Consider the following 12,562-nt stretch of genomic DNA (forward strand, 5'->3'; position numbering starts at 1 on the left):
AATTTTACTTCTTTTAAGGATGACTTAAATTAAGGTTAAATTTATTATAGTTTTCATATAATCACCGACTAAAATTATCAAATAAAGGTATATTATGGCAAACCATAAATCTGCTGAAAAAAGAGCTAGACAAACTATAAAAAGAACTGAGAGAAACAGATTTTACCGCACTAGACTTAAAAATATCACAAAAGCAGTGCGTGTAGCTGTAGAAGCTAAAGATATTGAAGCTGCAAATGAAGCTTTAAAAGTTGCTAACAAAAGCATCCATAGCTTCGTAAGCAGAGGCTTTTTGAAGAAACAAACTGCTGCTCGCCGCGTTAGTCGCCTTGCTCAATTAGTAAACACTCTAAAAGCTGCTTAATTTATATAAATTTTAATGTTTGCTGATAAACTTCATCCATTTTTGGATCGCTATAATGAAATTTCTACGCTTCTAAGCGATCCAAATATAGCAAACGATATCGAAAAGATGACAAAGCTTTCAAAAGAACAGTCATCAATCGAGCCAGTCGCAACTACCGCAACAAAATATCTACAAATTTTAAATGACATCGATGAGAACAAAGCCCTACTTGAGGACTCTGAGCTTGGCGAACTTGCAAAAGAAGAGCTAAAAAGTTTAGAAATTTCAAGGGAGAAGCTTGAGGAAGAGATCAAAATTTTACTTCTTCCAAAAGATCCAAACGATGATAAAAATATATTTTTAGAAATTCGTGCAGGTACGGGCGGCGATGAAGCAGCACTATTTGCTGGCGATTTATTTAACGCATACATTAGATACGCAGAGCTTCGCGGATATAAATTTGAGATCGTTAGCCAAAGCGAGGGCAACACTGGTGGTTTTAAAGAGATCATCGTGCTAATAAAAGGCAAAGGTGCTTACTCGAGGCTAAAATTCGAAGGCGGCACGCATAGAGTTCAGCGTGTGCCAGAGACTGAGAGCCAGGGCAGGGTGCACACCTCGGCTGTGACTGTGGCTATCATGCCAGAGGTCGAAGATAGCGAGATCGAGATCAATCCAAATGATATTAGAGTCGATGTTATGAGAAGCTCAGGCCACGGTGGCCAGTCGGTAAATACAACCGATAGTGCCGTTAGGATCACGCATATACCAACAGGCCTTGTCGTGACAAACCAAGACGGCAAGAGTCAGCACAAAAACAAAGAAGCTGCGATGAAGGTACTAAAGGCTAGACTTTACGAGATGCAAGAGCAAGAGAGGCTTGCTAAAGAGACTAGCGAACGCAAGAGTCAGGTCGGAACTGGAGACCGCTCTGGTAGGATAAGAACATATAACTTTCCACAAAACCGCATAAGCGACCACCGTATAAATTTAACACTTTACCGTCTCGATGCGATCATGGCCGCAGGCCTTTTTGACGAGATCATTGAGCCACTTATTACACATTATCAAGCCGAAGCTATGCTAGAAGCTGGCATTTAAACTTTCAAATTTTTACTTCAAATTTTATAATTTATTTCTTTACTTAAAAATATTATTTTAGTTTAAAATACTTTTAAATTTACCAAACTTTAAAGCCAAATTTACAAGAATTTTATAAAAATAGATATTTAGAAGTAGTAGTTAGTAATATTTTTTCTCATTTTTTTCAAAATAATATAAATTAAATTTTTAGATTTTATTTCTCAAATAGCGATTTTTAGGACATTTAAAAGTATAAAATTTTTATTTTTGATATTATAATTTTGTATAAATAGTTTTAAGTTTTGCTTAATAATTCTACCTTACAATTTCACCATAATTTAATTCAAAAGAAGGAGACAAAATGTCAATAAGTGCAAGAAATCAACTAAATGTTGAGATCACAGAGGTAAGAACAGGTGTGGTAAATTCGCTAATATCTGCTAAGCTTGCAAGCGGTGAAGTGTTAAAAGCAACTGTTACGGTTGATAGTGAAAAAGGTCTTGATCTTAAAGTTGGCAAAAAAGCTATCTTTTTATTCAAAGCTTCAAGCGTTATCGTTTCAAAAGATGACAGCATCAAGCTTAGTGCTACAAACCAAATCAAAGGTGTTGTTAGCGAGATAAAAGACGGAGCTGTAAATGCTGAAGTTATTATCGATGTAAATGGCAGCAAAATTTCTGCTATCATCACAAGAGAGTCAGTTAGTAGTCTAGCTTTAAAAGCAGGAGATAAAGTAACTGCAATTATCAAAGCAACTCAAATCATAGTTGGTGTTAAATAATTTACGGAGCAATTTTGCTCCGTTCTCCTAACTAAATCCCATTCTTAAGCTAAGATCTAAAATACTATAAAATTTATCAACGAAATTATAAATTTAAATAAGTCGTAGTGAATATTTTTTAGAAAATTTATAACTAAAATTTATATTATTTTTTTACTTTTATAGCCTATCCGCCATTTTAAGCAGAGCATGGCACGCCAAAAGTTCACCACACAATAGGCGGCCAAATATCAACACAAAAGCCCAAGTTATAAGCTATCAAACGGCTATGCCTATACCAAATTTATATGCATCTGGCGAGAATGTAGGTGGCGTTCATGAGCCATTCGTCTAGGTCCAGTCGTGATAACTGACCGCTTGACATTTAGCATGATCACTACTGAGAGTATCAGTTAAAAAGATGTGGCAGACGTTTGCTCGCCACTATAAATTTTTAAATCTATAAACTCCATTTTTCACTCGCTCGAAAATTTTCTTCTCTTCAAGTAGCTTAAAGGTATTTATAACGGTTGGTTTGCTCACGTCTAGCTTTTCACAAATTTCTGAAATTTTTACTACAATAAAGCCATTTTCATCACAGCTTTTAACTAGCAAATTTATAATTTCTACCTTTTTCTCGCCAATTATTGCCTTGTAAATTTCTTCATTCATGCTAGCTCCAAATTTTATATCCTATTGTCACGCACCAAAGTGCGCCACATAAGAAATTTGCGATCATCACAGCTGCACTTCCTGCATCTTTCGCCGCCTTTGCTAGGGCGTGATAGTCTGGGCTTGCAAGATCAGTTACTCGCTCTAAGCCTGAGTTTAGGCACTCGCAAACTAGCACAAATGCCATGCTAAAGATCAAAAATAGATTAAAAACAAGGTCAAAATTCCAAAAAAATAGCGATAGTGTCGCTAATAAAAATATGCAAATTTCTATCCTAAAGCTCTTTTCATTTTTAAAAATTTCAGCCAAACCCTCTCTTGCATAGCCAAAATTTTTTAAAAATTTATACTCTGGCTGGTTTCTCATAATTTTCCTTTTTGTGATTTTTGGCATAATTATAATTAAAAAAAGGATGAAATTTGAAACTTATTAGCTGGAATGTAAATGGCCTTAGAGCACTTGTAACAAAGGATGGTTTCGCGTGGCTTACGGAGCAAAAGCCTGATTTCTTAGCGCTTCAAGAGATTAAAGTCAAAGAAAGTGATGTGCCAAAAGAAATTTATAACCTTGGCTTTAAAGATATAAGCGTAAACTCAGGTGAGAGAGCTGGATACTCTGGCGTGATGAGCCTAGCAAATTTTGACATTTTTACACAAAAGGCAGCCTTCTTTGATGACACGGAGGGGCGTGTTTTGGAACATAGATTTGGCGATATTGTGCTTTTTAATATCTATTTTCCAAACGGACAAAAGGATGACGAGCGACTAGCCTATAAAATGGATTTTTATAAGAAATTTTTAGCTTATTGCAAAGAGCTTGTAAAAAGTGGCAAAGAGGTAATATTTTGTGGCGATGTAAATACTGCTCACCGTGAGATCGACCTTAAAAATCCAAAGGCAAATGCCAAAACTTCAGGCTTTTTACCTATCGAGCGAGCATGGATAGATGAGGTGCTAAAAAGTGGTTTTATAGATACCTTTAGGGCCGTAAATGGCGACGTATCAGATGCTTACTCGTGGTGGAGCTACCGTTTTAATGCAAGGGCAAAAAATGTTGGCTGGAGGATTGATTATTTCTTCATCTCGCAAGGATTAAAAGATAGGCTAAAAGACGCATTTATCTTGCCAGAGATCACAGGCAGCGATCACTGCCCAGTTGGGATAGATATAGAAATTTAGCCACTATTCCATTCTGCGAGGCTTACCTAGTAAGAAGCCTTGTGCGTAAGGTATTCCAAAATTTTTGATTTGGTTTAAAATTTCTTCTGAACTTGCAAACTCGGCTACTATTTTGTAGCCTTGCTTTTTTGCAAAGCTTACGATGGTTTCTACTAGAACTCTAGCATTTTCATCAAATGGAAGCTTTTTGATTATCGAGCCATCTATCTTTATGGTGTCTATATCAAGCTCCAAAATTCGGTAATAGTTTGAGTACCCTGAGCCAAAGTCATCAATGGAAATTTTACATCCATAGCCCTTGACGCGTTTTATAAAAGAATTTACCGCAACATAGTCGCTAAGCTCTTCGCTCTCTAGCATTTCAAAGCAAATTTTATTAGGATCTTTGCACTCGATTAGTTTATTTTCTATAAGCTCTCTCATACTAGCGTCAGCAATATCGGTAATTGATAAATTTATAGAAAACATATAATCTGGATATCTTTTAGCAAGATCAAACGCAAGACTTATCACCTTTTTGGTTATTTGCGGATATAGTTGCGTTTTCATGGCAATATCTAAAAATTCGCCCGGATAATGAATCTTGCCATTTTGATCAATTATACGAACCAAAACTTCATAATACTTTGCTTCGGTTTCATTTTCTTCTAAGTTAAAGATGCCTTGTGCTTCTACGATGACTCTATCGTTTTCTAGCGCATCTTCGATTAGTTGAACTGCCAGCTGGTTTTTGTGATATTTCATCTCAATGGCGTCATTTTCTAGATAGTAGTAAATATTGCTACCATTTTCTATTGCGAGCTGATTTGCAAGGACTGATTGCATTAGGCGGTTAGTTTGTGGGGTATCGTTTGGCAATGAAACACCAAATACTATCTTTATGCCTGGTAGGTTTTCAAATTTTTCATCAATAGCGACATTTATTCTATTTGAACCAAAATATTCTCTAATATATTCAATATCTCTTACGATATTATCGCCTTCATACCATATATAAAATGCGTCATCTTGAAATCTAAATAGCTTTGCTTTTATCTCAGAAGTATCTATGCAAAGCTTTAGTGTATCAGCTACTGCTTTTAGCATTGCATCGATAATCTTAGTTTGATAAAAGAATCTTAAAATTTTAAAATTCTTAATGCTTAAGCAAATTAGCACTCCATCTTTTTGCGCGTCTAAAATTTCAGTTAAAGCAAAGTAGTTACCAAAGCCTGTTAGCTTATCGATTGAAGATTGTATTTTTATTTGTTCATTTTTTTGAGTTAGCTCGTTTAGTATTAGCGTCTCTTTAGTCCTATCAAGCTTTACGGCTATATAGCCCTCAAATTTATTTTTAAAGAAAAATGGCGAAAATTTCACCTTTTCATATAAAAAATCACCACTTTTTGTTCTGCTTATAAGCTCATCGCTCTCCCAAGGTAGAGATTTTTGCACAGCCTCTTTTATGGATTCATAAAAGCTTTGCGGGTGCATATATGATTTTAGTATTCTAGGGTTTTTGCCTATTACTTCTTTTAGCTTGTAGCCAGTTTTTTCTTCAAAGGTTTTATTTACGTATGAAATTCTATTGTATTTATCGCAATAGATAATAGAGCTATGATCGTTTTCGACTGTCGTTCTTAGGAGTTTTATCTGCCTTAAACGCTCTGAGGCCATTTTAATTTGATAGAGACCAAATGAACAAAATATTATAAATGTAAGTAAGCAAATTCTCTGAGCTATTTTTGTGTTATCCACCGCATCAGAGTGAAATTCTAGGATTTTATCTCTAAAATTTTCTAGCATATTATCAAGATGTAGCTCTTTTGCACTATTTGAGATTGTATGTAAAGTTTTTGTAGCTTGAGTTGCATAGAGTATTTTGTCTAATACATTTTGAGCTTTCTTGTTATCTTTATACTCGTTTTTATACATTTTTATTTGCTTTGAAATATCATCTATTGCTTCAGGACTAAGCATCAAAGCACCTTTTATCGCATAAAATATAGGCTCAAGCTTATTTAGAGGTGCGAGATTTTGTATCTCATATTGACTTATTTGGATATAAGAATCTATAGATGAGTTTACATAAGCTGATCTTTGTAAAAAAAATACTTTTTTACTAAATGTATCTTTTATGTTTTGTATGTCTTTTGCTATTTCATTTTGATGAAACAACATCATCTCATCACTAAGCATTGAAAGGTTACTCAAATTTGTATCAAAAGAATTTATGTCAGCATTGAGTTTGTCGTAGTTTGAGACATCATAAATATTATTTAAAGAAAAAGTTATCTCATTGTCTATAAATTTTAGATTTAAAATCCCGTCATCAAATTTATGAGCCGTATCAATGGCTATATTTGCTTTATATATAAAAAATGCACTAATGAAAAATATAGCTACTAAGAAGCTAAGTACGGTTCTTGTTCGTTTAGTACTCATTTAGTATCCTAGGCTTTTTACCATTTAATGTCAGAAAAAATGAGTATAAAGCATCAATTTCATCTTTGCTAAGCTCATATCCTAGCTGATAATTACCAATAAAGCTTATAGCCTCTTTTAGATCATTTATCTCTCCATGAGATAAATATGGAGCAGTCTTTGTAATATTTCTTAGTGATGGCACTCTTCTTAATCTTTTGTTTGCATCTAAGGCAGAAATTCTTTCTCGACCAATATCTTGTGTCAAATTTCCTCCTAAATTTCTACCATTGTGGCAAGCGGCACAGCCTATATTATTAAATATCTCAAATCCTTTCTTTGCGCTATCATCTATGGCATTGTTATCACCTGATATAAAACGATCAAATGGCGAATCAACACTTAAGACAGCCTTCTCAAACTCAACTATTGCATCTGCAATATTATCAAAATTAATGCCGTCATTATAAATTTTTTTAAATAAAATTTTGTACTCAGAGATGTTATTTACAGAATCCACTATCTTGTCGTTATCTGAGTTTAGTTCTATTCTAGAAGTTATAGACTCTTTTACTTGATCTTTTAAATTGCTAATCTTTGCATCGCTATAAAATAGATAGTTTGCTGCAGCATTTAATATGGTTGGAGGATTTAAAGTGCCTTTTTCCATGCTATCTTGGTTGCTTCCACTTAAATTCCAATACAAGTTGTGACAAGTTTGGCAAGAGTAGTTTTCATTTGGGCTTAGTCTTTTGTCAAAAAAGAGTTTTTTGCCAAGCAGAGCCTTTTCTTCATTATATTTTACTACTGTGAGAGGTTTGTAGGATTCATATTTACAAAATGAAATCGTGATGATAAATAGACAAAGTATAACGCCCTTCATAACGCCCCTAATTTTTAATTTTCTTTTTTATATCGGCAAATTTTTGATTTTTTATATAGTACGTTATTTTATTGTTTTTTGAAATTTATGATACAATTCGCTCGATTTAGAAAATATTTATATTTCAGGGAGGAGAAGTCATGAAAAAAGGCTTTACGATGATTGAGTTGATCTTCGTGATCGTTATATTGGGTATATTAGCTGCGGTTGCTATACCAAAACTAGCTGCAACAAGGGATGATGCAGAGATATCAAAAACTGCTTCAAATATACAAACACTTATTTCGGACTTGGGTTCTTACTATACTTCACAAGGGGAATTTGCTTCTGGTTCAGATGCTGTTAAGAAGATGTCAAATGTTAAAAATCCAGTAAATGCAAAAAATGATAAATGCCTAGAAGTAGGTACTGGAAATAATACTAATGGAGAGATAGGCATCACCATAAAAACAGATGGCCTTTGCAAACAAGTTTGGGAATTACCAGGCTTAGCAGACGTTAAAGCCCTAATCGAAAGTAGCGATAATAAGACAGCTAATACGCTTAAATTTGGCGGTATGGGTATAAAATATAAATTTTAGCAAGGTATTTTCCTTGCTTTTTATGATTTTTGTCCTACTAAATTTTTAATATAACAAAGACTGATAGAAATATAAATTTTCTTTTATACAAATAATTTATATACATAAAAATAAGCTTTCTAAGATTTAATGCATTGCCAAAAAAGTATCAATCCTAACTATGCTAATAGGCAATGGCTTTTTATTAAATTTAATTGATTTTCTTCTTTACAAATTTTAAAGATAAAAAACGTAAAATCAAACCATGGATTTACTAAAAGACCCGTTAAATAAGCTCATCATTTCGCTCTCGCTTCCAGCTGGCACCGCAATGATGTTTAATACTCTTTATAACGTTACTGGCACATTTTTTGCAGCAAAAATTTCTACCCTTGCCGTAGCTGGTATGGCTATGAGCTTTTTGCTTTATCTAAGTATTGTAGGCATTGGGCTTGGTTTTGGCTCAGCACTAACTGCGCTAATAGGCAATAGCCTTGGAGCAGGAAAGATAAAAATGGCTAAATTTTATGCGGCAAATGGAATTATCTTTGTGTTAGTATTTGCTATTTTTATGGGGTTTTGTGGCTATTTTTTAGCACCAAATTTACTCACTTTTTTAGGAGCCGATCATCACTATTTAAAAGAGGCGCTTGATTACGCAGGTGTTATCTTTCTTGCTGCACCATTTTTCTTGATTATCAAATCTCTAAACGGCGTGCTTGTGGCACTTGGAGATACAAAAAGTTACCGCAATTGGCTATTTTATGGCCTTTTTATCAATGCATTTTTTTGCTACTTTTTTGCATTCATTTTGGGTCTTGGTGTAAAAGGGCTTGCTCTAGCAACAGCTAGTGTTCAGCTTTTGGGTATGATCTACCTTTTTGCAAAAGTTAAAAAAGCTAAGATGATCGAGCCAAGAAATTTAAGCTATTTTGTGCCAAATTTTAGCATTTGGGCAAAGATTACAAAGCAAGCTCTACCAGCTTGTTTGAACTATCTATCGATGTCACTTGGCTCACTTGTGCTTTTAAAATTTATAAGCTACTATGGCGTAAATGCCGTAGCAGGATATGGTATAGCCTTAAGGATAGAGCAAATTTTGGTATTACCGACCATTGGTATGGCTGCAGCAGTTTTAAGTATCGTTTCAAGAAACTATGGCGCTAAAAATTTTAAAAGAGCTAAACAATGCTATAAAATTTCGCTTCTTTTTTTACTTATTTATTGTGCACTTGCTTGCGTTTTTATTAGATTTTTTGGTGAAGATATGATAAGAATTTTTGATGATACGCCGGCAGTTTTGGAGATAGCAGGGCTTTATCTTGGTATAAATTCTCTTGCTTACGTAGCTTATGGCACGATAAATGTCTCAGGCAGTACTCTTCAGGCCATAAAACGTCCAGTGGCTATCTTTTTGCTAAATGGATTTAGGCAATTTGTGCTTCAAGGATCACTTTTTTACGCGGTAGTCTTCTATTTTGGTCTTGAGATAAAATTTATATGGCTGGCTCTATTTTTTAGCGTCTATCTCACAGCTATTTGCTTCGTCTTTTGGACGCTTTATCAGTTAAGAATGACTACTGACGTAAGCTTTTAAATTTAAAACAAAATGCAAAAAAGCAAAGTGAAGCAACTAAGATTATGCTAGCTCCGCCTGTTAGGTTAAAATAAAAGCTAATAAATAGACCGCTAAAGCAAAAAACGACCGAAAAGATAGTAGAGATTAACATCATCAGTCCAAGTCTTTTGGCAAAAATTTGTGCTAAATATGGCGGTATAGTAAGAAGAGCGATGACTAGAATCAGCCCAACAACACGAATCGTAGCCACCACACAAAGTGCCATCATACACACTAATAAATAGTGAAAAAATGTTGTATTTACACCGCGCAACTTTGCAAACTCTGCATCAAAGCTAATAGCTACAAATTGACGGTAAAAAAGGGCAATGAGTGCTAAAAATAAGATATCTAAAATACTCATAAATGTTATATCTTGCCCGCTTACTGCTAAAATAGAGCCAAAAAGATAGCTCATGAGATCGGCATTGTATCCCGGAGTTAAATCGATAAAAATAATGCCAATAGCCATGCCAAATGCCCAAATAGCACCGATAACTGAGTCGATGTTGGTTTTATCTTTTAACGTGATAGTGGCTATTATAAGGGCTAAAAAGAGTGAAAATATACTAGCACCAAGAAGTGGTTCAAGCGAGAAGAAAAAGGCAAGTCCTATGCCGCCATATGCTCCGTGTGCGATACCGCCAGCGATAAAAGTCATTTTATTTATAACAACGAGTGAGCCTATGAGCCCACAAATGATACTAACTAAAATGCCAGCAATAAAGGCATTTTGCATAAAATTTAACTCTAAAATTTCACTCATTTTATCTCTTTAGCTTAAAAACATTACTTTTGATTTTGCACTCACATTCGCCAAGTGCGATCTCGACATCGCAAAAATGGCTATGAGATTTTGCCAAATGCTCTATAAATTCTCTTTTTGCGGTATCTTCATGAGTTTTATGAATATGTAAATTTTTACTCACATAGGCGATTTTTGTAGCATAATTTAGCACGATATTTAGATCGTGACTTACCAAAACTATGCCAACACCGCTTGCATTTATATTTTTTAAAATTTCATAAATTTCAGCCTGACCCTTTGTGTCGATACTGGCTGTTGGCTCGTCTAAAACGAGGACTTTTGCATTTGCACAAAGCGCTCTTGCGATATATACACGCTGTCTTTGACCACCGCTTAGCTCACCAATTCTAGCGCTTGCAAATTCTTTCATGCCAACTTTCTCAAGGGCACCAAGAGCCATTTGTTTCTCATCTCGCGAGTAAAAACCAAAAATTTTTTTATCGATTAGCCCCATTAAAACTACTTCTAAAACCATCATCGGAAAGCTTTGATTTGAGAGAAAATTTTGAGGCACATAACCTATAAATTTACTAACTTCGCTTGGCTCTTTTCCAAAGAGCTTTATCTCGCCACTTTGAGGCTTAAGTAGCCCTAAAATAAGCTTTAAAAGCGTACTTTTACCGCCACCATTTGGACCGATGATAGCTAAAAATTCATCGCTACTATAATCTAAATTGATACCTTCTAAAACCACTTGCTTATCGTAGCTAAAGTTTAAATTTCTAATTTTTATAATTTCTTTCAAAACAGACTCTTTTGCGTAAATGTCGTAGTAAAAATAAAAAGCCCAAGCCAAAGCATAACGCTAAGAGCCATAAATTCGGCATAGATTTTAAACTTTTTTAACTTAATGTTTGTGCTCTCATTTATCTTGGCTCCAAAAACAGCCGCTAAAAATATCACTGTGCTCATGCCAAGCGCCATAAATACGCCACTTATAACGCCTGCAAAGTAGCTGCCTAGCTCATTTGCTAGCACAAAGACAAGTATCGTGCCAGGACAAGGAATAAGTGCCGCAGCAGCCGCAATCAGCCATTCTTCTTTGTTTTTTGGTTTTTTTGTAGTACAGATATTACAGCCACAGTCGCTAGTAAATTTTGTATTTTTACTCAAATTTTGGCTTAGACTTGAGCTAAAAATATAAAATTTACTTAACTCTTTTTTGCTTGAAAGATAAATTTTGACCTTTTTATAAAGCATAAAAATCGCTACAAAAAAGATAATAACGCCAGAAAATGCTGTCGTAACGCTTGCTGTATCTTTTGTCAGATCGCTACTAATCTCACGTAGTATCATAAAACTAGCAAGCACAAAAATAAACGCACCCACAACATGTAAAAATCCGATCTTTAAAGAGAAGAAAAAGGCTTTGGCGTAGCTTCCGCCAGTTGCGGCAAAATAGGAGCTTGTAAGCACCTTGCCATGTCCCGCAGATGCAGCGTGCAAAAAGCCATAACCAAATGATATGAGCGCTAAAAATAGCAGAGTTAGTGGACTTTTTTGATCAAAATTTCTTAGAATTTGCTTTAATCTATCAAGCATGCTTAGACTTGTTTTTGAAACAAGATCAAACTTAGCTTCATCGATTTTATCGATCTGGCTTAAATTTTCATCTTCAAAATTTACTGAGTTTGGCTCTTTTAGAAGCTCTTTTAATGCAGGTTTTTCGTTATGAGCCTTGGCTGCAGCTTTACTTGAAAATGTAAAAAATATTAAATTTGCATTTGCATTTGGTATCGTCCAAAACTGATCTGATACCAAAAATGCGTTGTTTTGTGTAAATTTAAAATTAAAATATCCCTCTTTGTCGTCCATTTCAACAGACACCACAAAGCCATCTTTGATGAGCAAATTTGTCTTAAAACTAACATCAAATTTTAATCTACCCTCATCAAAATAGAGTTTATACTTTTTTAAATTTAACTCAAGTTTTGTAGCATTTTCATCTTTGTAAAAATACTCAATATTCGTTAAATAGTGCCTTGGCACAAGATAATCAAGTAAATTTAAGCGGATCTTTTTGATCTCGCTTTCATCTATCTTTTCATCCTGATTTAGGTCAAAATTTTGCCTCATAAGCTCTGAGAAATTTTGCGAAAATGTCCATAAAAAAGCAATTGTAGTGATATTGTTTTCATTTGAGTCAAATTTAACGCTTACGTGAGCGGTCGGGCTATAAAGCGAGCAAAGAGCACACCCGAAGGCATTTATAGCAAAGAAGCAAATGACAATCAGGCGTGCTAACATCTT

The 12,562-nt window shown here is 34.5% G+C and carries 13 protein-coding genes and 1 pseudogene; 7 read left to right on the forward strand and 7 right to left on the reverse strand.

All coding sequences use genetic code 11. From position 1 onward, the window contains the following. Nucleotides 1-94: 94 nt before the first annotated feature. From rpsT to CVT15_RS09875, 4 genes and pseudogenes are all read left to right on the forward strand, one after another. Nucleotides 95-364, forward strand: coding sequence for a 30S ribosomal protein S20 (gene rpsT / locus CVT15_RS00635; RefSeq protein ID WP_009295094.1), 270 nt, complete (start codon nucleotides 95-97; stop codon nucleotides 362-364). A gap of 15 nt (nucleotides 365-379) precedes the next feature. Continuing rightward, complete coding sequence (prfA, locus tag CVT15_RS00640; RefSeq protein ID WP_103576953.1) at nucleotides 380-1,447, forward strand: peptide chain release factor 1; 1,068 nt, start codon at nucleotides 380-382, stop codon at nucleotides 1,445-1,447. A 343-nt stretch (nucleotides 1,448-1,790) separates the two neighbouring features. Continuing rightward, nucleotides 1,791-2,210, forward strand: coding sequence for a TOBE domain-containing protein (locus CVT15_RS00645; RefSeq protein ID WP_103576954.1), 420 nt, complete (start codon nucleotides 1,791-1,793; stop codon nucleotides 2,208-2,210). Between the two features lie 161 nt (nucleotides 2,211-2,371). Continuing rightward, nucleotides 2,372-2,606 (forward strand): annotated as a pseudogene (locus tag CVT15_RS09875) (FAD-binding protein); the annotation flags it as partial. 27 nt (nucleotides 2,607-2,633) lie between these two features. Here CVT15_RS09875 and CVT15_RS00650 read toward each other — a convergent pair. Then, entirely contained in the window at nucleotides 2,634-2,861 is a 228-nt protein-coding gene (locus CVT15_RS00650) for a replication/maintenance protein RepL (RefSeq protein WP_072594035.1), read from the reverse strand. 1 nt (nucleotide 2,862) lies between these two features. Continuing rightward, nucleotides 2,863-3,228 (reverse strand): diacylglycerol kinase, encoded by a 366-nt coding sequence (locus CVT15_RS00655; RefSeq protein WP_103576955.1) that lies wholly within the window; start codon nucleotides 3,226-3,228, stop codon nucleotides 2,863-2,865. Between the two features lie 53 nt (nucleotides 3,229-3,281). Between CVT15_RS00655 and CVT15_RS00660 the strand changes: the two genes are divergently transcribed. Then, nucleotides 3,282-4,040, forward strand: coding sequence for an exodeoxyribonuclease III (locus CVT15_RS00660; protein WP_103576956.1), 759 nt, complete (start codon nucleotides 3,282-3,284; stop codon nucleotides 4,038-4,040). Between the two features lie 3 nt (nucleotides 4,041-4,043). On the opposite strand, the gene CVT15_RS00665 is transcribed toward CVT15_RS00660, so the two are convergent. Both CVT15_RS00665 and CVT15_RS00670 read right to left on the reverse strand, forming a co-directional pair. Beyond that, the gene (locus CVT15_RS00665) at nucleotides 4,044-6,464 is read right to left on the reverse strand and encodes a bifunctional diguanylate cyclase/phosphodiesterase (RefSeq protein ID WP_107898202.1); all 2,421 of its coding nucleotides are present in this window, start codon (nucleotides 6,462-6,464) and stop codon (nucleotides 4,044-4,046) included. After that, entirely contained in the window at nucleotides 6,454-7,326 is an 873-nt protein-coding gene (locus CVT15_RS00670) for a cytochrome-c peroxidase (RefSeq protein WP_103576958.1), read from the reverse strand. Before CVT15_RS00670 ends, CVT15_RS00665 begins: the two co-directional genes overlap by 11 nt. A gap of 140 nt (nucleotides 7,327-7,466) precedes the next feature. Here CVT15_RS00670 and CVT15_RS00675 point away from each other — a divergent pair, with 140 nt between their 5' ends. Then, nucleotides 7,467-7,907 (forward strand): type II secretion system protein, encoded by a 441-nt coding sequence (locus CVT15_RS00675; RefSeq protein ID WP_103576959.1) that lies wholly within the window; start codon nucleotides 7,467-7,469, stop codon nucleotides 7,905-7,907. A 244-nt stretch (nucleotides 7,908-8,151) separates the two neighbouring features. Next, nucleotides 8,152-9,483: an MATE family efflux transporter gene (locus CVT15_RS00680; RefSeq protein WP_107898201.1), complete on the forward strand. Its 1,332-nt coding sequence runs from the start codon at nucleotides 8,152-8,154 to the stop codon at nucleotides 9,481-9,483. Here the strand turns inward: CVT15_RS00680 and CVT15_RS00685 are convergent. From CVT15_RS00685 to CVT15_RS00695, 3 genes are read right to left on the reverse strand one after another with little or no spacing between them, the layout of a single operon-like run. After that, complete coding sequence (locus CVT15_RS00685) at nucleotides 9,464-10,270, reverse strand: metal ABC transporter permease (RefSeq protein ID WP_054195991.1); 807 nt, start codon at nucleotides 10,268-10,270, stop codon at nucleotides 9,464-9,466. The genes CVT15_RS00680 and CVT15_RS00685 overlap by 20 nt on opposite strands. Before the next feature lies 1 nt (nucleotide 10,271). After that, nucleotides 10,272-11,057, reverse strand: coding sequence for a metal ABC transporter ATP-binding protein (locus CVT15_RS00690; protein WP_103576960.1), 786 nt, complete (start codon nucleotides 11,055-11,057; stop codon nucleotides 10,272-10,274). Beyond that, nucleotides 11,054-12,559 (reverse strand): nickel/cobalt transporter, encoded by a 1,506-nt coding sequence (locus tag CVT15_RS00695; protein WP_107898200.1) that lies wholly within the window; start codon nucleotides 12,557-12,559, stop codon nucleotides 11,054-11,056. The genes CVT15_RS00690 and CVT15_RS00695 overlap by 4 nt, the downstream gene beginning before the upstream one ends. Nucleotides 12,560-12,562: the final 3 nt, after the last annotated feature.

Origin of the sequence: Campylobacter concisus (assembly GCF_003048595.2) — a bacterium.
Classification (GTDB): Bacteria; Campylobacterota; Campylobacteria; order Campylobacterales; family Campylobacteraceae; genus Campylobacter_A; species Campylobacter_A concisus_L.

Bases quoted from the DNA above. Each gene is read 5' to 3' on its own strand.
- CVT15_RS00695 (WP_107898200.1), bottom strand. From the start codon at position 12,559: ATGTTAGCACGCCTGATTGTCATTTGCTTCTTTGCTATAAATGCCTTC.
- CVT15_RS00665 (WP_107898202.1), bottom strand. From the start codon at position 6,464: ATGAGTACTAAACGAACAAGAACCGTACTTAGCTTCTTAGTAGCTATA.
- CVT15_RS00675 (WP_103576959.1), top strand. From the start codon at position 7,467: ATGAAAAAAGGCTTTACGATGATTGAGTTGATCTTCGTGATCGTTATA.
- CVT15_RS00645 (WP_103576954.1), top strand. From the start codon at position 1,791: ATGTCAATAAGTGCAAGAAATCAACTAAATGTTGAGATCACAGAGGTA.
- CVT15_RS00655 (WP_103576955.1), bottom strand. From the start codon at position 3,228: ATGAGAAACCAGCCAGAGTATAAATTTTTAAAAAATTTTGGCTATGCA.
- prfA (WP_103576953.1), top strand. From the start codon at position 380: ATGTTTGCTGATAAACTTCATCCATTTTTGGATCGCTATAATGAAATT.
- CVT15_RS00685 (WP_054195991.1), bottom strand. From the start codon at position 10,270: ATGAGTGAAATTTTAGAGTTAAATTTTATGCAAAATGCCTTTATTGCT.
- CVT15_RS00670 (WP_103576958.1), bottom strand. From the start codon at position 7,326: ATGAAGGGCGTTATACTTTGTCTATTTATCATCACGATTTCATTTTGT.
- CVT15_RS00680 (WP_107898201.1), top strand. From the start codon at position 8,152: ATGGATTTACTAAAAGACCCGTTAAATAAGCTCATCATTTCGCTCTCG.
- rpsT (WP_009295094.1), top strand. From the start codon at position 95: ATGGCAAACCATAAATCTGCTGAAAAAAGAGCTAGACAAACTATAAAA.
- CVT15_RS00650 (WP_072594035.1), bottom strand. From the start codon at position 2,861: ATGAATGAAGAAATTTACAAGGCAATAATTGGCGAGAAAAAGGTAGAA.